General features: G+C 70.2%; 20 protein-coding genes. 11 read left to right on the plus strand and 9 right to left on the minus strand.

Going from position 1 to position 18494, the window contains the following annotated elements:
* Positions 1-63 precede the first annotated feature (63 nt).
* Together queA and tgt are read left to right on the plus strand one after the other, a co-directional pair.
* Positions 64-1095, plus strand: coding sequence for a tRNA preQ1(34) S-adenosylmethionine ribosyltransferase-isomerase QueA (queA, locus tag JI739_RS12370; protein ID WP_201684221.1), 1032 nt, complete (start codon positions 64-66; stop codon positions 1093-1095).
* Between the two features lie 2 nt (positions 1096-1097).
* Positions 1098-2258, plus strand: coding sequence for a tRNA guanosine(34) transglycosylase Tgt (tgt, locus tag JI739_RS12375; RefSeq protein WP_201684222.1), 1161 nt, complete (start codon positions 1098-1100; stop codon positions 2256-2258).
* A 63-nt stretch (positions 2259-2321) separates the two neighbouring features.
* Here tgt and JI739_RS12380 read toward each other — a convergent pair whose 3' ends face one another.
* From JI739_RS12380 to JI739_RS12395, 4 genes are all read right to left on the minus strand, one after another.
* Positions 2322-2801, minus strand: a complete 480-nt coding sequence (locus JI739_RS12380) for a DUF456 domain-containing protein (protein WP_236589529.1) — start codon at positions 2799-2801, stop codon at positions 2322-2324.
* Positions 2801-4072 carry an FIST signal transduction protein gene (locus tag JI739_RS12385; protein ID WP_201684223.1) on the minus strand — a complete coding sequence of 424 codons (1272 nt, stop codon included), beginning with the start codon at positions 4070-4072 and terminating at the stop codon, positions 2801-2803. Before JI739_RS12385 ends, JI739_RS12380 begins: the two co-directional genes overlap by 1 nt.
* Before the next feature lie 19 nt (positions 4073-4091).
* Positions 4092-4784 carry a PhaM family polyhydroxyalkanoate granule multifunctional regulatory protein gene (locus JI739_RS12390; protein WP_201684224.1) on the minus strand — a complete coding sequence of 231 codons (693 nt, stop codon included), beginning with the start codon at positions 4782-4784 and terminating at the stop codon, positions 4092-4094.
* Between the two features lie 165 nt (positions 4785-4949).
* On the minus strand, positions 4950-5459 hold the full coding sequence (locus JI739_RS12395) for a copper chaperone PCu(A)C (RefSeq protein WP_201684225.1): 510 nt from the start codon (positions 5457-5459) through the stop codon (positions 4950-4952).
* Between the two features lie 150 nt (positions 5460-5609).
* On the opposite strand from JI739_RS12395, the gene JI739_RS12400 reads away from it, so the two are divergent.
* From JI739_RS12400 to otsA, 3 genes are all read left to right on the plus strand, one after another.
* Positions 5610-6023 carry a VOC family protein gene (locus JI739_RS12400; RefSeq protein WP_201684226.1) on the plus strand — a complete coding sequence of 138 codons (414 nt, stop codon included), beginning with the start codon at positions 5610-5612 and terminating at the stop codon, positions 6021-6023.
* Positions 6024-6109: 86 nt separating this feature from the next.
* Positions 6110-6850: a trehalose-phosphatase gene (otsB, locus tag JI739_RS12405; protein ID WP_201684227.1), complete on the plus strand. Its 741-nt coding sequence runs from the start codon at positions 6110-6112 to the stop codon at positions 6848-6850.
* Positions 6851-6867: 17 nt separating this feature from the next.
* Positions 6868-8286 carry an alpha,alpha-trehalose-phosphate synthase (UDP-forming) gene (gene otsA, locus JI739_RS12410; RefSeq protein WP_201684228.1) on the plus strand — a complete coding sequence of 473 codons (1419 nt, stop codon included), beginning with the start codon at positions 6868-6870 and terminating at the stop codon, positions 8284-8286.
* Between the two features lie 12 nt (positions 8287-8298).
* Here otsA and JI739_RS12415 read toward each other — a convergent pair whose 3' ends face one another.
* Complete coding sequence (locus tag JI739_RS12415) at positions 8299-9315, minus strand: fumarylacetoacetate hydrolase family protein (protein ID WP_201684229.1); 1017 nt, start codon at positions 9313-9315, stop codon at positions 8299-8301.
* A gap of 107 nt (positions 9316-9422) precedes the next feature.
* Here JI739_RS12415 and JI739_RS12420 point away from each other — a divergent pair, with 107 nt between their 5' ends.
* From JI739_RS12420 to JI739_RS12435, 4 genes are all read left to right on the plus strand, one after another.
* Positions 9423-10187 (plus strand): IclR family transcriptional regulator, encoded by a 765-nt coding sequence (locus JI739_RS12420; RefSeq protein WP_354003723.1) that lies wholly within the window; start codon positions 9423-9425, stop codon positions 10185-10187.
* The gene (locus JI739_RS24700) at positions 10184-11218 is read left to right on the plus strand and encodes a DUF3108 domain-containing protein (RefSeq protein ID WP_201684231.1); all 1035 of its coding nucleotides are present in this window, start codon (positions 10184-10186) and stop codon (positions 11216-11218) included. Before JI739_RS12420 ends, JI739_RS24700 begins: the two co-directional genes overlap by 4 nt.
* 111 nt (positions 11219-11329) lie before the next feature.
* Complete coding sequence (locus JI739_RS12430; protein WP_201684232.1) at positions 11330-11602, plus strand: BTH_I0359 family protein; 273 nt, start codon at positions 11330-11332, stop codon at positions 11600-11602.
* A 56-nt stretch (positions 11603-11658) separates the two neighbouring features.
* Positions 11659-12396 (plus strand): ChaN family lipoprotein, encoded by a 738-nt coding sequence (locus JI739_RS12435; RefSeq protein WP_201684233.1) that lies wholly within the window; start codon positions 11659-11661, stop codon positions 12394-12396.
* Positions 12397-12524: 128 nt separating this feature from the next.
* On the opposite strand, the gene aptA is transcribed toward JI739_RS12435, so the two are convergent.
* The gene (aptA, locus tag JI739_RS12440; protein ID WP_201684234.1) at positions 12525-13862 is read right to left on the minus strand and encodes an omega-aminotransferase AptA; all 1338 of its coding nucleotides are present in this window, start codon (positions 13860-13862) and stop codon (positions 12525-12527) included.
* A 149-nt stretch (positions 13863-14011) separates the two neighbouring features.
* Between aptA and purU the strand changes: the two genes are divergently transcribed.
* Positions 14012-14860 (plus strand): formyltetrahydrofolate deformylase, encoded by an 849-nt coding sequence (purU, locus tag JI739_RS12445; protein WP_201684235.1) that lies wholly within the window; start codon positions 14012-14014, stop codon positions 14858-14860.
* 9 nt (positions 14861-14869) lie between these two features.
* On the plus strand, positions 14870-16363 hold the full coding sequence (locus JI739_RS12450) for an FAD-linked oxidase C-terminal domain-containing protein (RefSeq protein WP_201684236.1): 1494 nt from the start codon (positions 14870-14872) through the stop codon (positions 16361-16363).
* A gap of 71 nt (positions 16364-16434) precedes the next feature.
* Here the strand turns inward: JI739_RS12450 and JI739_RS12455 are convergent, their stop codons facing one another.
* From JI739_RS12455 to tsaB, 3 genes are read right to left on the minus strand one after another with little or no spacing between them, the layout of a single operon-like run.
* Entirely contained in the window at positions 16435-17250 is an 816-nt protein-coding gene (locus JI739_RS12455) for a uracil-DNA glycosylase (protein ID WP_201684237.1), read from the minus strand.
* Positions 17251-17260: 10 nt separating this feature from the next.
* Complete coding sequence (gene rimI, locus JI739_RS12460) at positions 17261-17728, minus strand: ribosomal protein S18-alanine N-acetyltransferase (RefSeq protein ID WP_201684238.1); 468 nt, start codon at positions 17726-17728, stop codon at positions 17261-17263.
* Positions 17725-18489, minus strand: a complete 765-nt coding sequence (gene tsaB, locus JI739_RS12465) for a tRNA (adenosine(37)-N6)-threonylcarbamoyltransferase complex dimerization subunit type 1 TsaB (protein ID WP_201684239.1) — start codon at positions 18487-18489, stop codon at positions 17725-17727. The genes rimI and tsaB overlap by 4 nt, the downstream gene beginning before the upstream one ends.
* Positions 18490-18494: the final 5 nt, after the last annotated feature.

Here is an 18494-nt window from a genome sequence, read left to right on the forward strand (position 1 = left end):
GAGAATTCTGCCTCTTCCGCCACTCGTCCCACCTCTTGGCACGGGCTCGTCCAGCCCTCAAGCATGCGCAGCTACACCCTCGGCGACTTCGACTTCGCCCTTCCTCCCGAACTCATCGCCCAGCACCCCGCGCCGGAGCGCAGCGCCTCGCGCCTGCTCGATGGCACCGGCAGCCAGCCCGTGGATCGCGGCTTCCGCGACCTGCCCTCGCTGCTGGCACCCGGCGACCTGCTGGTCTTCAACGACACCCGCGTGGTCAAGGCCCGCCTGTTCGGCGAAAAGCCCAGCGGCGGCAAGCTCGAATTGCTGGTCGAGCGCGTGCTGCAAGGCCGCGAGGTGGTGGCCCACATGAAAGTCAGCAAGAAGCCGCCGGTGGGTACCGTGCTGGCCATGCATGGCGACTTCACGGCGCGGCTGCTCGGGCGCTGGCCCGACGAGTTCGGGGCCTTGTTCCGGTTCGAGTTCAGCGACGAGCCGCACGCGCTGATGGAACAGCACGGCCACGTGCCTCTGCCGCCCTACATCGAGCATGCCGACAGCGCCGAGGACGAGCGCCGCTACCAGACGGTGTTCGCGCGCCACCCGGGCGCCGTCGCCGCGCCTACGGCCGCCTTGCACTTCGACGAGCCGGTGCTGGCGGCGCTGCAGGCGCGCGGCATCGAACGGGCCAGCGTCACGCTGCACGTGGGCGCCGGCACCTTCCAGCCGGTCAAGACCGAGAACATCGCCGAGCACCGCATGCACAGCGAGTGGTACGACGTGCCCGCCGCGACGCAGGAGGCGATCGCCGCCGCGCGGCGCCGTGGCGGGCGCATCGTGGCCGTGGGCACGACCACCGTGCGCACGCTCGAATCGTGGGCCGGCTCCGGCCAGGCCACGGGCGACACCAGCATCTTCATCACGCCGGGTTACGAGTTCCGACTGGTCGACCGGCTCCTGACCAACTTCCACCTGCCCCGCTCGACGCTGATGATGCTGGTCAGCGCCTTCGCAGGCTACGAGCACGTGATGGCGCTGTACCGCCACGCCATCGAAGCGCGTTACCGCTTCTTCAGCTACGGCGACGCGATGCTGCTCGCGCGCCAGCCCGATTGACCATGCTCCAGTTCGACATCCTCGCCACCGAAGGCCGCGCGCGTCGCGGCCGCCTCACCCTGAACCACGGCGTGGTGCAGACGCCGATCTTCATGCCCGTGGGCACCTACGGCACCGTCAAGGGCGTCACGCCGAGATCCCTGGAGGAGATGGGCGCGCAGATCATCCTGGGCAACACCTTCCACCTCTGGATGCGCCCGGGACTGGACGTGCTGCAGCAGTTCGGCGGCCTGCACCGCTTCGAGAATTGGAACCGTCCGATCCTCACCGACTCCGGCGGCTTCCAGGTCTGGAGCCTGGGAGAGATGCGCAAGATCAGCGAGGAAGGCGTGAAGTTCGCGTCGCCCGTCAACGGCGACCGGCTGTTCCTCACGCCCGAGATCTCGATGCAGATCCAGACCATCCTGGACAGCGACATCGTGATGCAGTTCGACGAGTGCACGCCCTACGAGACCCGCGGCCACCTCACCACCGAGTCCGAGGCGCGCTTTTCCATGGAGCTGAGCCGACGCTGGGCCGTGCGCTGCAAGACCGAGTTCGCGCGGCTGGAAAACCGCAACGCGCTCTTCGGCATCGTCCAGGGCGGCATGTTCGAGCACCTGCGCCAGGAATCACTGGACGCGCTGGTCGAGATCGACTTCCCCGGCTATGCGATCGGCGGGGTGAGCGTGGGCGAGCCCAAGGAGGAGATGCGCCGCATCATGGCGCACACGCCGCACCGGCTGCCCGCGCACAAGCCGCGATACCTGATGGGGGTGGGCACGCCCGAGGACCTGGTGGAGGGCGTGACACAGGGCGTGGACCTGTTCGACTGCGTGATGCCCACGCGCAACGCGCGCAATGGCCATCTTTTCACCCGCTTCGGCGACCTCAAGATCCGCAACGCGCGGCACCGCAGCGATGAACGCCCGCTGGACGAAAGCTGTGGCTGCTACACCTGCCGCGGCAGCACCGCCCCCGACGGCACGGTCTCGGGTGGCTTTTCGCGCGCCTACCTGCATCACCTGGAGCGTTGCGGCGAGATGCTGGCTCCCATGCTGGCGACCATCCACAACCTGCACTACTACCTGAACCTCATGGCTGAGGTGCGGCTGGCACTGGAGCAAGGGCGGTTCGCGGAGTTCGCCGCGCGCTTCCGCGAGGACCGTGCCCGCGGCGTCTGAGGCTAGGGCCTGTTCACACGGTTGTCACGTGTGCGAACGGGGCGAGAACAGTGTGAACGGGCCCTAGACCAGCAGGGCGACCACGAAGACGCCGATCATCACGAAGGCCAGGGCCACCTTGGCCACCATGCCCACCATCAGCCCGACCCAGGTGGCGATGCCCACGCGCATGGCGCGTTGCTGGTCACGCCGGGCCAGCCACTCGCCGACCGCCGCGCCGACCAGCGGCAGGAACAGCACGCCCACGAAGCCCATGAAGATGCCGGCCACGGTGCCGATGGCGGCCCCGATCACCGCGAGCCTGCTGGCCCCGGCGCGCCTGGCGCCGATCAGGCCCGCGATGTAGTCGAGTACCCAACTGGCCACGGCGAGGATGCTCACCGAGGTGACGGCCAGCCAGCCGATGCGCGTGAAGTCGTCGATCCAGGCGCCGAGCAGGATGCCGGCCAGCACCAGCGCCGTACCTGGCAAGGCGGGCAGCACCGTGCCGGCCACGCCGGCAACGATGAGCAGCCCGCTCAGGACCCAGAGCAGCGCGTCCATCAGGGCGCGCCGCCCGTGAACACCGTGAGCACCCCGGTGTAGCCGTAGAGGTGATGGCGGGCGATCTCTCCGCCGGCGAAAAAGCCCACCAGCGGCACATCGCCCAGCGCGTGGCGCACGATCTGCAGCTCGGCGCTGGGGCCGCCGAAATGCGGACCGCCGCGGCCTGAACAGCTGACATAGATGGCGCCGGCGATTCGCCGCGCTGGACTGGGCGCGGACATGGCCTCGTCGGCCGCCAGGGCCGTGGCCATCGGCAGGCTCATGTCCTCGGGTTCGAGCTCCTCGCGGATTTCGGCGCAGGCCCGCATCAGGTCGGCACGGGCGGCGCGGGCATTGCGCTGGCAGAAAGCCATGGGCATGCCGACCTCCACCCGATCGGCCACGGCCACGCCGCGCCGGCCGGGGTCCAGTCCGATGATGTGGCGCACCCGCACGTCGGTGCCGAAGCTGCCGGTGCGAGAGACCGCGCGCGAGCCCGGCGAGGTCAGGCCGACCAGGGTCGCGCGCAAGACCGCCATCGCGCGCTGCGGTTCGTCGAGGCTGATGTCCAGCTCACGCAGCAGCAGGTCGAGCGCCGGCTCGTCGTCCAGCGTGAGGATCAGGTTCTGCTCGGCTGCGGTGACGCGCCGTTGCGGCGTGACCGGCAGGCAGCCCTGGGTCACGCGCGAGACGAGCGCCACGCCTTCGCCGAAGGCCACGCCCGACAATCCGCCGCGGAACACGCCACCGGCGGCGCCCTGGCCGCGCATGTTGCCGTTGCCGCCGACGGCGAACTGCACCGTGTCGCCACGGCTGGATGAGAGGCCGCCGAACAGGTACCCGGTGGTGGTGCGCCCCGCCATTTCGGCCACCAGCTCGGCCAGCTCGGGGGTGGACGCGTCGGCGTGCACGAGGGCGGTGTGCGCCTCGAAGCCCATGCCTTCGCCCACGCCCAGCGGCGCGACGCCGGAGAACACCCGGAACTGGTCGGAGGGCAACTCGCACAGCATCACGACGAGTGCCGGTTCATCGAAATACTCGACGTTGCTAGAGCAGATGCCCACGCCCACCGTGCCCGACCAGTCGGTCACCTCCGGCAGTTCGGCCGACAGGTGATCGAGGATGTCGCGCGCCTGGTCGGCGTAGTGATCGGTGATGTAGAGCAGCCCAAGCGACGGCGAGCTGGCGTATTCGGGCCGCGCCATCTGGGCACGGAGCTGCGCCAGCACCAGCCCGCAGGCCATGGCCCACTGCGGGTGCGTGGCATGGCCGAAGGGGAACAGCTTCATGGCACCTACCTGGGCTGCGTCAGCTGCCGCCCCCGGCTCCGCTGGCAGCGCTCTTGCGTGTGGCGCTCTTGCGCGGCGCGGATTTGCGCGCCTTCTTGGCCGCGGCGGTCGGCCTGGCTCCGGCCGCGGACTTGGGCACGTCGGCCGGCTCCGCCGTGGCCGTCGCGGCGCCGGCGGTTTGCGCGGGCGGCTGCTGCGCGGCCTGTTGCATCGCGCTGGCCGCGATCTGCTGGAATTGCTGGGTCAAGGCGCCCCACCACTGCATCGGGTCCACCGGAGCGGGTCCGCCGCTTTTCGGGGCGCCGTCGCCAGGGCTGGCCGGCTCTCGCCCGACGCCGGGCGGCTTCCCGACGCCACCCGTGGCCGGCTTGGCGGGCTCGGGTTCGGCCGCAGCCTGCGGCTGGGCCTTCAACGCTTCGGCCAGGTCGGCCATGGTCACGTCCATGTGCTTGAGGGTGGACAGCGTCATCTTCTGCACCTCGAGCGCCTGGATCGTGGCCGCCAGGGCCTTGCCGTTCTGCTCCAGCCAGAACTGCACCGCGCGCAACTCGGAAATGCGCTTGTCCAGTTCCTCCACGCTCAGCGTGGGCGCGATCCAGTTCGACAGACCCGGCATTTGCGGCATGGCCTCGCTGGCGCCCTTCGCCAGGCTCTGCAGGAAGTCGAAGCCCGGCACGAAGCGGCCGAAGGCGAAGTCTTGTCCGTCGTTCATCGAAATGGCCCCCTCCAGGATGGAGAAATCAGCTTAGCAGGGCGCATGCGGCGTGTTCCCCCGAGGTAACCATCGGCTAGTGCGCTGAAACATGGGAATGGATGTTGGGGCGGTCGAAGCCCGCATCGGCTGCACAGCACCGCCTGATTCCAGTGTTTCAGTGGACTAGTGCCGGTGGCCATGGCCGGCTTCGCCATGCGGCGCCGGGTGGCGTTCGCCAGCGGCCGGTCCGGGCGCCCGGGTGGCGACCGGCAGCTCGAGTTCGACGCGCCGCTCGACGCCCTGGGCATCGCGCACCAGCAGTGTGACCGGCACCCGGGTACCGGCACGCAAAGGCTCCTTCAGGTCCATCAGCATCAGGTGCAGCCCGCCGGGCTTGAGCTCGACGATCCGACCCGCCGGCAGCGGCAGGCTGGGCAGGGGGCGCATGCGCATGACGTCGCCATCCAGCCGCATCTCGTGGACCTCGGCCACGCCGGCCACGGGCGATTGCACGCCCACCAGGCTGAGCGGCTCGCGGGCGGTCAGGCGCATGAAGGCGCCGCTGGACTTCTGGCCGGGGACGCTTGCGCGCGCCCAGGCACCGTCGACCTGGACTGGCGCCGTCTGGGCATTTGCCGTGACGGCCAGGAGGGAAAGGACGAGCGCCGGCAGGCGCGACAGCAGGGAGAGCATGTGGAACAGGAACTGGAATTGAGAGGGTTCGGGCCGCGGTCGGCAGCATGCCGAGAGGGCCGCCGGCATTGTGCCTGCCCGCCATTGACCGGCGCGGCGCCTCGGATTCCGGCGGCCTGCCGGTGCTGCGCAGCCGTTAAGCTCGCGGCCATGCGCAGCATCTTCCACCTGGCCTTCAACGTGACCGACCTGGATATCGCCCGTCGTTTCTACGGTGGCGTGTTGGGCTGCGGCGAAGGCCGCAGTGCCGACAGCTGGGTCGACTTCGATTTCTACGGCCACCAGCTGTCATTGCACCTGGGCGAGCCGTTTGCCACGCGCCGCACCGGGCGGGTGGGCGACCAGCTGGTGCCCATGCCGCACTTCGGGCTGGTGCTCGCGCTGCCCGACTGGCAGGCCATGGCCGAACGGCTGCGCGCCGCCAATACCGACTTCGTCCTGGAGCCGCAGCTGCGCTACGCCGGAGAGCCCGGCGAGCAATGGACCATGTTCTTCTGCGACCCTTTCGGCAACCCGATCGAGGTCAAGGGCTTCGCCTCGCTGGAAGGCCTGTACGCCCGGTGAACGCCTGCGCTGTCGGCCACCTCCTACGAACGCAGGGGCCAGCGGGTACTGACGCGGCTTCACCGCTCGATTAGCGTCGACATCAAATGAATCTTCTTGAACAGCTGGGGCAGGACAGCGCCCTTTTCCTCGATTTCGACGGCACGCTGGTGGACATTGCGCCCACGCCGGATGCCGTGGTCGTGCCGCCGGGCCTGATCGACGCGCTGGGGGAGCTGCACGAACGGCTGGGGGGTGCCCTGGCAGTCATCAGCGGGCGCCCGATCGAGCAGATCGACGCCTTCCTGCATCCGTTGCGCCTGCCGGCTGCGGGCGTGCATGGGGTCGAGCGCCGGCGCTCCGACGGCGGCGTGGAAGTGGTCGACGCGGCCGTGCCCGATCGCGTGCGGCAGGCGGCCGAAGAGCTGGCGGCGCGTCATGCCGGCCTGCAGCTGGAGATCAAGCGCGGCTCGATCGCACTGCACTACCGGGGTGCCCCGGAACTCGAAGCGCTGTGCGTCGCCGCCATGCAGGCGGCGGTCGATGCGTCGCCCGGGCTGATCCTGCTGCGCGGCAAGATGGTGGCGGAGGCCAAGCCGGCCGACGCCAGCAAGGGCCGCGCGATCGAGGCCTTCCTGGGCGAGGCGCCCTTTCGCGATCGCCGCCCCGTGTTCATCGGCGACGACGTCACCGACGAGGTCGGCTTCTCGGCCGTGCAGCGCTCGGGCGGCCTCGGCATCAAGGTGGGCGAGGGCGCCAGCGTCGCCCGGCACCGGCTGCCGAGTGCGGCTGCGGTCCGCGAACAACTCGTGCGAATGGCAAGGACAACCCGGACGAGCCTGACCTGACCAGGAGAGAGCCCCACATGTCCCGACTCGTCGTCGTTTCCAACCGGGTGGCCGATCCGCGCAAGACGGCAGCCGGGGGGCTGGCCGTGGCGCTGGCCGAATTCCTGAACAACACCGGCGGGCTCTGGTTCGGCTGGAGCGGCAAGGTCGTCGAATCGGCCCATGGCGGGCGCGCCGGGGAAGCCGAGTTGCACACCCACCAGGCCGGACCGGTGAAGCTGGTCACGCTGGACCTCAGCCGCGAGGACCACGACGCCTACTACCTCGGTTACTCCAACGGCGTGCTCTGGCCGGTGTGCCACTACCGCCTCGACCTGGCCGATTTCGAGTCCAGCTACATCGCGGGCTACCGACGGGTCAACCAGATGTTCGCGCGCAAGCTCGCGCCACTGCTCAAGCCCGACGACGTGATCTGGGTACACGACTACCACCTGATCCCCCTGGGCAGCGAGCTGCGCGCCCTGGGCTGCCGCCAGCGCATCGGCTTCTTCCTGCACGTGCCGCTGCCGCCGCCGCTGATGTTCGCCGCCATCCCTGGGCATGACTGGCTGATGCGCGGGCTGTGCTCGTACGACCTGGTCGGCCTGCAGAGCGAGGCCGACCACGAGCACTTCTGCCGCTACATCCAGCGCGAGGCCCATGCGCAAGACCTGGGTGACGGCCAGTGGCGCGTCTTCAACCGCACGCTGCGCGCCGGCGCATTCCCGATCGGCATCGACGTGGAGGAGTTCAACGCCCTGGCCGAAGGCGCGGAAGCGCGCGAGCTGTACCAGCGCATGAAGCGCGAGTACTCGCGACGCAAGCTCCTCGTGGGGGTGGACCGCCTGGACTATTCCAAGGGTTTGCCACACCGGCTGCGCGCATTCCGCGAGCTGCTGCAGAAGTACCCCGACACCCACCGCAGCGCCACGCTGATCCAGATCGCGTCCCCCAGCCGGGAGGACGTCACCGCCTATACGGACATCCTCCACCAGCTCGAAAGCCTGTGCGGCTCGATCAACGGAAACTTCGGCGAGCTGGACTGGATGCCGGTGCGCTACATGCACCGCACCGTGGCCCGGGCCCGCCTGCCCGGCCTGTACCGGGCGAGCCAGGTGGGGCTGGTCACGCCCCTGCGCGACGGCATGAACCTGGTCGCCAAGGAATTCGTGGTGGCCCAGGACCCGGCCGATCCGGGAGTGCTGGTGCTGTCGCGTTTTGCCGGCGCTGCCGAGCAGCTCGGCGAGGCGCTGCTGGTCAACCCCTACGACTCCGAGGGCACGGCCGAGGCCATCCACCTGGCGCTGCAGATGCCGCTGGAGGAGCGCATCACGCGCCACCAGGCGCTGCTGGCCAGCTGCAAGCGCTGGGACGTGCACTGGTGGTGCGACAGCTTCCTGGACACCTTGAACAAGTCGCAGGCGGAGGAATCGGGCACCCCCTGGCTGCGGCTGTAGTCGTGCGGCTGCTCAGGCCTCGCCCGGCGCGCGAATCTCCTGGTCGATCGCGCCGAAGACGGACTGGCCGTCCTTGCCCTTCATCTCGATCCGGATGGTGTCGCCGAACTTCATGAAACCGGTGCTGGGCTTGCCGTCCTGGATGGTCTCGATGGCGCGCTTCTCGGCGATGCAGCTGTAGCCGCGCGGCCATTCCATCCGGCCGCCCTCGCCGGCCACGCCCTTGTTGCTCACGGTGCCCGAACCCACGATGCTGCCGGCGCGCACGTTGCGCGTCTTGCAGATGTGGGCGATCAGCTCGCCGAAGTGGAAGGTCATGTCGGGACCGGCCTCGCACAGGCCGACCTTGCGGCCATTCCAGCTGCTCTGCAGGGTCAGGTGCACCCGGCCGCCTAGCCAGGCGTCGCCGAGTTCATCGGGCGTGACGGCCACCGGGCTGAAGGCCGTGGCGGGCTTGCTCTGGAAGAAGCCGAAGCCCTTGGCCAGTTCGGCCGGAATCAGGTTGCGCAGGCTCACGTCGTTGGCCAGCATCACGAGGCGGATGCCGTCCAACGCCTGTTCGGGACTCGCGCCCATCTTCACGTCCCCGGTGATGACGGCGATCTCGGCCTCGAAATCGATGCCGAACTCCTCGCGCGGCACCACCACCGGGTCGCACGGGCCGAGGAAGTCGTCGCTGCCGCCCTGGTACATCAAGGGATCGGTGTAGAAGCTGGCCGGCACCTCGCTGTTGCGCGCGGCCCGCACCAGCTCCACATGGTTGATGTAGGCCGAGCCGTCGGCCCACTGATAGGCGCGCGGCAGCGGTGCCATGCAACGCGCCGGATCGAACGCGAAGGCGTGGCGCGCTCGGCCCTGGTTCAGGCTGTCGTACAGGTCCTGCAGCTGGGGCGACAGGAAGCTCCAGTCGTCCAGGACCTGCTGCAGGCGGCTGGCGATGCCGGTCGCATAATGGGCCGAACCGAGATCGCGCGAGACGACCACCAGCTGGCCATCGCGCGAACCGTCCTTGTAGGTGGCGAGCTTCATTGCCTGATCTCCTGTCGGATGCAGCGGTGCTACAGTCAGCCCGCCATTACGCTTGGTGAAATGAATTCAACTAAACGAAATTGTACGGGACGGCCGTGAAGGAGCGCGTGGGCATCCAATCGGTCGAGGTGGGCTTCACGCTCCTGAACGCGCTGGGTCGTGCCAGCGGTCCGCTGATGCTGCGCGACCTGGCCGCCGCCGCCGGCATGAGCGCGGCCAAGGCCCATCGCTACCTCGTGAGTTTTCAGCGCCTGGCCCTGGTGGTGCAGGACCCGGCCTCCACGCGCTACGACCTCGGTCCCGGTTCGCTGCAACTGGGGCTGGCGGCGCTGTCGCGGCTCGATGCGGTGAAGCTCGCGCGGGAGCGCCTGCCGGCCCTCATGGCGCAGGTCGAGCACACCCTGGCCATCGCGGTCTGGGGCAACCATGGGCCCACCATCGTCCACTGGGAAGAGTCGCCCCACGCGATCACGGTCAACCTGCGCCTGGGCGACGTCATGCCGCTGCTCACCTCCGCCACCGGCCGCTGCTTCGCGGCCTGGCACGCCCAGGAAGCCATCGGCCCCCTGCTGCGCGACGAGCTCGCGCGGGCCCGGCGCCAAGGCCTGCGCGAGGTGCCCGCCACCATGGCGGAGGTGGAACGCATGCTGCAGGAGGTGCGCGAACACCGTATCGCGCGCGTCGTCGACGTGCTGCTGCCCGGCGTCTCGGGCTTCTGCGCGCCGGTGTTCGACGCCGACAGCCACTTGGTGCTGGGCATTCTGGCCATGGGTCCGAATGGCAGCTTCGACACGGACTGGAACGGCGCCGTCGCGAGGCCGATGCGGACCGAGGCGGCGCGGCTCTCGCAGGAGCTGGGGTACCGGCCGTGAACACCAGGCAGTCGCCGGGGCGGCGGTTGGCCCTGCTGGCCGCCTTGCTCCTGGTCGCGCACCTGCTGCTGCTCGAGCAGATCTCGCCACCGGCCCGGCCACAGCGCGCGTCCACGCCTGAAGCGATTGCCGTGTCGGTGCGGCATGTGGCTGCGCCGCTCGAGTTCGCCCCTGCGGGCGACGAGGCCGCACCGGCGCGTCGACCCACCCGGTCCCCCGCCTCATCGGCCAGCCACCTGCCGCCGATCCCGCACGAGGCGCAGGCCCGTCGGACGCCCTCCGCATCCGAAGAGCCTTCACCCGATCCGGCCGTGCTGCCGGAGCAAGGATGGCAACCGACGGCCACGCCCGCTGCGCCCGCCGCCGCCGCGGGCACCCGTGAGCCGGCGGCCCGCGTGGCGCCGCCCATGCGCCTGCGCTACGAAGTGCGCGGCCGCACCCGGGGCATCGACTTCCCCACCGGCGAAGGCGTCCTGAACTGGCGCCCCGACGGCCGCAGCTACGAGGCGCTGCTCGAATTGCGCGTGCCGCTGCTGCCCACCCGCACCCAGCGCAGCACCGGCCAGCTCTCGGCGCGCGGGCTGGAACCGGTGCGGTTTTCCGAGCGGCGCCGGACCGAGGAGGCGGTGCACTTCGATCGTGATCGCGAACGCATCGTGTTCAGCAACAACCGCGCGGCGGCGGCGCTGGAAGCCGGCGCCCAGGACCGCCTCAGCGTGCTGATGCAACTGGGGGCCTTGCTCGCCCGCCAGCAGGCACCGGTGCCGCTGGGGACCTCGCTGGCCATGCAGGTGGCGGGGCTGCACGAGGCGGAGACCTGGCACTTCGAGGTGCAGGCGCGCGATGCCCTGCAACTGCCGGGCGGCAGCCTGGCCACGCTGCGGCTGGTTCGCCTGCCGCGGATGGAATTCGACTACAGGCTGGAGCTTTGGCTGGCCCCTGAGCTTGATTACGCCCCGGTGCGCCTGCGTCTGACATGGGCGCATGGGGATTGGCTGGATCAGCAATGGTCTGGAACCGACAGGTCCTGAGCGCCCCGCGCCTTAGCCTGAAGTCGTCGCATGTGGCGCGACTTCACGGTTGAACCTCTTGAACCGATTGCGTCACGGCCCATCTAACTGGCCAGAAGGGAAACCAGACACATGCAAATGCTCTATGACTCCGACTCGTTCGTGGTCGTGCACATGCAGGCCAACGCCCCGTCAGATGGCGAGGCTGAGCCCAGCATCGTTCGGCACGGCTTCGAGATCGTCGACAAGCGATCCAACAAGGAGGTTTACCTGGACGGCAGTTGGGCCGAGGCTTTCCAGCGCCAGATCAACGCCTGGCAGGCGAACACGCCCACCCAGGAAGAGGTCGAGGAAACCCTCGACCGGTACGCCGAGCTGGCGCAGAACCCGCTCGTGATGCACTGAACCCCGACCGCCGGCCCCGCCGGCGGTTTTTTCTTCCGGGCCTCGCGCGCCGTCCCATGCTGCGCCTCATCACCCCCCTCGGCCTGGCTGGCGCACTTGCCGCCTGCGGCCACCTTGCCCCCGCTTCCACAACGCTGCCCGACGCGCTGCTGCTCGGCGAGCAGCATGATGCGCCGCAGCACAAGCGCTGGCACCATGAGACCGTGCGCGACCTCGCCAGGCGCGAGCGCCTGGCTGCGCTGGCGCTGGAGATGGCCGAGCGCGGCGCCTCCACCGCGCACCTGCCCCGCGAGGCGTCCCAGGAGCAGGTGCGAGCCGCGCTGCGCTGGGAGGAGCGCGCCTGGCCCTGGGCGGCCTATGGCCCGGCGGTGATGGAAGCCGTGCGGGCCGGCGTGCCGGTCATCGGCGTGAACCTGCCACGCGCGCACATGCGGGCCGCGATGGCGGACGCGAACCTGGAGCGGGCACTGCCCGCCGAGGCGCTGGCGAGGCAACAGACGGCGGTGCGTGAGGGCCACTGCGACCTGCTGCCCGAATCGCAGGTGTTGCCCATGGTGCGCGTGCAGATCGCCCGTGACCGCAGCATGGCCGAGGGCGTGGCGGCTGCCGCCACGCGCGGCCGCACCGTGGTGCTGCTGGCCGGCAGCGGCCACGTGGACGAGGCGCTGGGCGTGCCGCGGCACCTGCCGCCCGGGCTGAGCGTGGAGCCCCGCGCCTGGCCACCGGCCGAAGGTTCGCGCAGCGTCGAAGACGCCTGCGCCGAACTGCGCCAGCACTTCCGCCCGCGCCCCTGATCACCGCCGCCGCGCAGCGGCAGGCCACCCCAGGGCCACCGCGGAACCGGCTTTGCCGGGCCGCCGGTGGCGCCCCTCGAGGGGAGGCGCCGAAGGCGCTTCGGGGTGGTCCTACTTCCGGGGTGGACCTAGTGCTTCCGGATCGAGCCGGCCAGGGTGTCGACCAGCTGCTCGATGTGCGGCTTCTCGACGATGTACGGAGGCGCGATCACGATCACGTCTCCTGCCGGGCGCACCAATGCGCCGCGCTTGTAGCAGTCGATGAAGATGTCGTAGGCGCGCTTGCCCGGTGCGCCGGCGATCGGCGCCAGCTCGACCGCCGCCGCGCAGCCCAGGCTGCGGATGCCCACCACGTTGGGCAGGCCCTTGAACGTGGCGTGGAAGGCGTCGCCCAGCACCTTGCCCATGTCGCCGGCGCGGGCGAACAGGTTCTCTTCCTTGTAGAGCTTGAGCGTGGCGACCGCCGCCGCGCAGGCCACCGGGTGGCCGGAGTAGGTGTAGCCGTGGAAGAACTCGACCATGTGCTCGGGGGCGTCGGTCTTCATCATCTGGTCGTACAGCTTGCCCCGGCAGATCACGCCGCCCAAGGGGATGACGCCGTTGGTCACGCACTTGGCGAAGGTGAGCATGTCCGGCACCACGCCGTAGAAATCGGCGGCGAAATTGGTGCCCATCCGGCCAAAGCCGGTGATGACCTCGTCGAACACCAGCAGGATGCCGTGCTTGTCGCAGATCTCGCGCAGCCGCTGCAGGTAGCCCTTGGGCGGCAGGTACCAGCCCGCGCTGCCCGCCACCGGCTCGACGATGACCGCCGCGACGTTGCTCGGGTCGTGCAGGGGCAGGATGCGCTGCTCCAGCTCCAGCAGCGGATCGTCCTTCCAGACCGGCTCCTCGCCATGGATGTAGGCGGCCTGGGCCGGGTCGTGGATGAAGCGCATGTGGTCCACCCGCGGCAGCATGGACGTGCCATACGCCTTGCGGTTGGCCGGAATGCCGCCCACGCTGATGCCGCCGAAGCCCACGCCGTGATAGCCGCGCTCGCGGCCGATGAACACGTTGCGGTGGCCCTCGCCGCGGGCGCGGTGGTAGGCCAGCGCCAGCTTCAGCGCGGTATCGACCGCCTCGGAGCCCGAGTTGCAGAACAGCACCTTGTCGAGGTCGCCCGGCGCCAGGGCCGTGATCATGTCGGCCGCCTCGAAGGCGCGGTCGTTGGTGGCCTGGAAGGTGGTGCCGTAGTCCAGCGTGTCCAGCTGCTTCTTGATGGCTTCGTTGATGGGGGCCCGGGCGTGGCCGGCGCCCACGCACCACAGGCTGGAGATGCCGTCGATCACCTGGCGGCCGTCGTGGGTGGTGAAATGCATGCCGGAGGCGGCGACGAAGACGCGCGGCTCCTTGCGAAAGTGACGGTTGGGGGTGAACGGCAGCCAGTGACTGCCGGTGTCGAATTCGGTTTCGTTGTAGGCCATGCCTTTGTCTCCTTTCATCCCGTGCAGCGGGCTGCCCGGACCATTGTGCCGTCGATCGACTCGGCTGCGGACCCTGGCCTGCCCGGGGCTAGCCCGGCCGGGCCATGGGCCGGCCGGCACACCCGCGCGGCTGCGACAATCGAGCGGTTATGAGCCACGCCTTCATCCTCACCCTCTCGTGCGCGGACCGGCCCGGCATCGTGCACGCGGTGTCCGGCTTCCTGTTCGAGCGCGGCGGCAACATCGAAGAGGCCGCGCAGTACAACGACCCCGACACCGGCCTGTTCTTCATGCGGGTGCAGTTCGCCTGCGACAAGCCGGGTCACGAAGAACTGCGCTCCCAGTGGCGCGACTTCGCCCAGGGCTTCGGCATGCAGTGGCAGCTGCACCCGGCCGGCGCGCCCATGCGCACCGTGATCATGGTCAGCCGCGAGGGCCATTGCCTGAACGACCTGCTGTTCCGCTGGAAGAGCGGGCTGCTGCCGCTGGACATCCGCGCCATCGTGTCGAACCACCGCGAGTTCTACCAACTGGCCGCCAGCTACAACGTGCCCTTCCACCACATCCCGGTGACGGCGGCGACCAAGCCCCAGGCCGAATCCCGGCAGTACGAGATCATCGAAGCCGAGGGCGCCGATCTGGTGGTCCTGGCCCGGTACATGCAAGTGCTGTCGGACGAGTTGTGCCGCAGGCTCGCCGGGCGCGCAATCAACATCCACCACAGCTTCCTGCCCAGCTTCAAGGGTGCCAAGCCCTACTACCAGGCGCACGACCGCGGCGTGAAGCTCATCGGCGCCACCGCCCACTACGTGACGGCCGACCTGGACGAGGGGCCCATCATCGAGCAGGACGTGGCGCGGGTGGACCACAGCAAGACCGTCGAAGACCTCACCGCCATCGGCCGGGACACCGAGAGCCTGGTGCTGGCCCGGGCCGTGAAGTGGCACAGCGAGCACCGGGTGCTGCTGAACGGCCATAAAACGGTGATCTTCAAGTAGGTTGCGGCCATGAACGCGCCCCTCGAGCCGAATCGACTGGCCCCGGCGCCCTCGCCGGCCGAGGTGCTGCAGGCGCTGCGCGAGGTGCTGCCGCCGCACGCCGTGCTGTCCAGCGCCGAGGAGACCACGCCCTACGAGTGCGACGGGCTCACCGCCTACCGGCAGCGGCCGCTGGCCGTGGCCTTGCCGGCGACCGAGGCGCAGGTGCAGGCGGTGCTGCGCACCTGCCACCGCCTGGGCGTGCCGGTGGTGGCCCGGGGCGCCGGCACCGGGTTGTCCGGCGGCGCCATGCCGCACGCGCAGGGGGTCACGCTGTCGCTGGCGCGCTTCAACCGCATCCTGTCGCTGGACCCGCTCGCCCGCACCGCCCGCGTGCAGTGCGGGGTGCGCAACCTGGCCATCAGCGAGGCGGCCGCGCCGCACGGGCTGTACTACGCGCCCGACCCATCCAGCCAGATCGCCTGCACCATCGGCGGCAACGTCGCCGAGAACTCCGGCGGCGTGCACTGCCTGAAGTACGGCCTGACCTTGCACAACGTGCTGCGGGTGCGCGGCTTCACCGCCGACGGCGAGCCGGTGGAATTCGGCAGCGAGGCGCTGGAGGCGCCCGGCTACGACCTGCTGCCGGTGGTGGTGGGCAGCGAGGGCATGCTGGCCGTCACCACCGAGGTGACCGTGCGCCTGGTGCCCAAGCCGCAGCTGGCCCGCTGCATCATGGCCAGCTTCGACGACGTGCGCAAAGCCGGCGATGCCGTGGCAGCGGTCATCGCGGCCGGCATCATCCCGGCCGGGCTGGAGATGATGGACAAGCCCATGACGGCGGCGGTGGAGGACTTCGTGCACGCGGGCTACGACCTCGCGGCCGAAGCCATCCTGCTGTGCGAGAGCGACGGCACGCCCGAGGAAGTCGAAGAGGAGATCGGCCGCATGAGCGAGGTGCTGCGTGCCGCCGGCGCCACGGCGCTGGCCGTCAGCCGCGACGAATCCGAGCGCCTGCGCTTCTGGAGTGGCCGCAAGAACGCGTTTCCGGCGTCCGGGCGGATCAGCCCCGACTACATGTGCATGGACTCCACCATTCCGCGCAAGCGGCTGGCCGACATCCTGCTGGCCATCCAGCAGATGGAGCAGCGGTACGGCCTGCGTTGCGCCAACGTGTTCCACGCGGGCGACGGCAACCTGCACCCGCTGATCCTGTTCGATGCGAACGACCCCGACCAGCTGCGCCGCTGCGAGCTGTTCGGCGCGGACATCCTGGAGACCAGCGTCGCCATGGGCGGCACCGTCACCGGAGAACACGGCGTCGGCGTCGAAAAGCTCAACTCGATGTGCGTGCAGTTCTCACCCGAGGAGCGCGAGCAGATGCTGGGCGTCAAGCGCGCCTTCGATCCCGCCGGACTGCTCAATCCCGGCAAGGTGATCCCCACGCTGGTCCGCTGCGCCGAGTACGGAAAGATGCTGGTGCGTGGCGGGCGGTTGGCGCACCCCGAGCTGCCGCGGTTCTAGGGATCAGGGATAGGGACCGGGCCTGTGCGCAGAAGCCGTCGTCCCCCGGCTGTGTCCCGGGACCCCAGGCCCTAGCCCCTGAACCCTGTATTCCGTGCCTCATCCGCCAGGCACCAGTCCGCCCACGCCTTGCCCTTCTCGGCCGGATTGCGCAGCAGGAAGGACGGGTGGTAGGTCACCACCACCGGCACGCCCTGCCACTGGTGCACGCGGCCGCGCAGCCGGCCCAGCGGCTCGGTGGTCTGCAGCAGCGATGGCACCACCAGCCGGCCCATCAGCAGCACGACCTTGGGCCGCAGCAGCGCCAGCTGGCGGCGCAGGATGGGCTCGCAGCTGGCGATCTCCTCGGGCGCCGGGTTGCGGTTGCCAGGGGGCCGGCACTTGAGCAGGTGGGTGAGGTAGACGCCCTCGCCGCGAGCCAGGCCGACGGCCCGCAGCATCTGGTCGAGCAGGCGCCCCTCCTCGCCCGCGAAGGGCTCGCCCTGCAACTCGTCCTGCTCGCTTGGCGCATCGCCCACCACCAGCCAGTCGGCCTGCCGGGGTCCGGAGCCGAACACCACCTGGCGCCGCGTCTCGCCCAACGCACAGGCCTGGCAGCCGGCCGCAGCCTGTTGAAGCTCATCCCAGTCCATCTCGGCGAAGCGCCCCCCCGCCTCGCCACCGCTGGGCATGACCCGGACCGTCGCCTGGTCCCGCATGACCTGGGGCGGTGCGGCAGGCAGGCGCGCGGGCGCCGGCGCCACGGATTCGGCGACCACCGCAGGTGCCTCGACAGGTGCCGGCTCTTGCGCCGCGCAGGAGGAGGCCGCACCAGCAACCGGCACGAAGGCCTGCAGGCCCATCTCGGCCAGCATGGCGCGGCGGCGGGGATCCAGTTCGAGGCTCATCCGCGGTGCCTCACAGCTTCAGGCTCATGACGATGGCGTCCTCGCGCAGCCCCTCGCGCGCCGGGTAGTAGCCCTTTCGCAGGCCGACCCGCCGGAAGCCGCCCTGCTGGTAGACATGCTGGGCCCGCGCGTTGCTTTCGCGCACTTCCAGCCACAGCCACTGCGCACCCTGGTCGCGCGACCAGATGGCCAGCGCCTCCAGCATCAGACGGCTCCAGCCCTGGCCCTGGTAGCCGGGGTCGACGGTGATGTTGAGCAGGTGCACCTCGTCCACGCCCTTCATGGCCACGAAGTAGCCCAGCAGCACGGGTCCGGCCAGCAGCAGTTGCGCCTGGTAGCCCGCGCGAATCGAATCGAGGAAGTTGCCGCGGGTCCAGGGATGGTCATAGGCCCGCGTCTCCACCGCCATGACGGCGTCGAGCCAGGCCGCGCTCATCGGCTCGAACTGCACATGGGTGGTGTGGACGAGGGCGTTCATGGGTGGGCACCGGGGGCCGGCACAACGGCGCGAGCCGCCAGGCGCTCCTGGGTGGTCTGGGCGACTTTATCCCGGACGTACAGCGGCCAGGCCTCGGACGCCGGGACGGCGCCTCCGGCCGCGATCAGCCCGGGCGCCAGCCGCAGCATGGCGCCCGCGCTCGGCAGGGCCGGCAGCCGCCGGCCGGTCGGCAGGCGGCCACCGTACAGATCGAAGGCGTTGCCGGCCTGCCACTCGTCGGCCGGGCCGGCCTGCACGCTCTCGGGCGCGCCCAGGGCGATCGGCCCCTGCCGCTGCCAGCCGCCGTGTCCAAACACGTAGCGGGCCCAGTAGACCTCGTCCATGCGGGCGTCGAGCAGGGCCAGCACGCGGGTCGCGCCGCTTCGGTGCCGGGCGTCCTCGGCCACCGCCATCAGGGTTTCGACCGGCAGCACCGGCAACCCGGCGCCCCAGGCCAGGCCTTGGGCCACGGCGCAGGCCGTGCGCAGGCCGGTGAAGGAGCCGGGGCCCTGCCCGAAAACGATGGCATCCAGCCGCGACAGGCGAAGGCCGGCTTCGTGCAGCAGTCCCATCGCCAGCGGGATCAGCGCGGCCGACGACTCGCGACCGCCCGGCCCCTCGCGCTCGAGCCGGCGCGCCCCGCCGGCGTCACGCCAGGCGAGCGCCGCCGACAGACGTTCGGTGCTGGTGTCGAAGGCAAGAAGGTTCTGGGGCACGGACGGCGGACTGGGATCAGGCCGGCGATTATCCCAGCCACCCATAATGG

Origin of the sequence: Ramlibacter aurantiacus (genome assembly GCF_016722895.1) — a bacterium.
In the GTDB taxonomy this organism is placed as follows: domain Bacteria; phylum Pseudomonadota; class Gammaproteobacteria; order Burkholderiales; family Burkholderiaceae_C; genus Ramlibacter; species Ramlibacter aurantiacus.

Excerpts from the sequence above, each read along its gene's own strand:
- queA (WP_201684221.1), top strand. The coding sequence starts at position 64 with ATGCGCAGCTACACCCTCGGCGACTTCGACTTCGCCCTTCCTCCCGAA.
- tgt (WP_201684222.1), top strand. The coding sequence starts at position 1,098 with ATGCTCCAGTTCGACATCCTCGCCACCGAAGGCCGCGCGCGTCGCGGC.
- JI739_RS12380 (WP_236589529.1), bottom strand. The coding sequence starts at position 2,801 with ATGGACGCGCTGCTCTGGGTCCTGAGCGGGCTGCTCATCGTTGCCGGC.
- JI739_RS12385 (WP_201684223.1), bottom strand. The coding sequence starts at position 4,072 with ATGAAGCTGTTCCCCTTCGGCCATGCCACGCACCCGCAGTGGGCCATG.
- JI739_RS12390 (WP_201684224.1), bottom strand. The coding sequence starts at position 4,784 with ATGAACGACGGACAAGACTTCGCCTTCGGCCGCTTCGTGCCGGGCTTC.
- JI739_RS12395 (WP_201684225.1), bottom strand. The coding sequence starts at position 5,459 with ATGCTCTCCCTGCTGTCGCGCCTGCCGGCGCTCGTCCTTTCCCTCCTG.
- JI739_RS12400 (WP_201684226.1), top strand. The coding sequence starts at position 5,610 with ATGCGCAGCATCTTCCACCTGGCCTTCAACGTGACCGACCTGGATATC.
- otsB (WP_201684227.1), top strand. The coding sequence starts at position 6,110 with ATGAATCTTCTTGAACAGCTGGGGCAGGACAGCGCCCTTTTCCTCGAT.
- otsA (WP_201684228.1), top strand. The coding sequence starts at position 6,868 with ATGTCCCGACTCGTCGTCGTTTCCAACCGGGTGGCCGATCCGCGCAAG.
- JI739_RS12415 (WP_201684229.1), bottom strand. The coding sequence starts at position 9,315 with ATGAAGCTCGCCACCTACAAGGACGGTTCGCGCGATGGCCAGCTGGTG.
- JI739_RS12430 (WP_201684232.1), top strand. The coding sequence starts at position 11,330 with ATGCAAATGCTCTATGACTCCGACTCGTTCGTGGTCGTGCACATGCAG.
- JI739_RS12435 (WP_201684233.1), top strand. The coding sequence starts at position 11,659 with ATGCTGCGCCTCATCACCCCCCTCGGCCTGGCTGGCGCACTTGCCGCC.
- aptA (WP_201684234.1), bottom strand. The coding sequence starts at position 13,862 with ATGGCCTACAACGAAACCGAATTCGACACCGGCAGTCACTGGCTGCCG.
- purU (WP_201684235.1), top strand. The coding sequence starts at position 14,012 with ATGAGCCACGCCTTCATCCTCACCCTCTCGTGCGCGGACCGGCCCGGC.
- JI739_RS12450 (WP_201684236.1), top strand. The coding sequence starts at position 14,870 with ATGAACGCGCCCCTCGAGCCGAATCGACTGGCCCCGGCGCCCTCGCCG.
- JI739_RS12455 (WP_201684237.1), bottom strand. The coding sequence starts at position 17,250 with ATGAGCCTCGAACTGGATCCCCGCCGCCGCGCCATGCTGGCCGAGATG.
- rimI (WP_201684238.1), bottom strand. The coding sequence starts at position 17,728 with ATGAACGCCCTCGTCCACACCACCCATGTGCAGTTCGAGCCGATGAGC.
- tsaB (WP_201684239.1), bottom strand. The coding sequence starts at position 18,489 with ATGGGTGGCTGGGATAATCGCCGGCCTGATCCCAGTCCGCCGTCCGTG.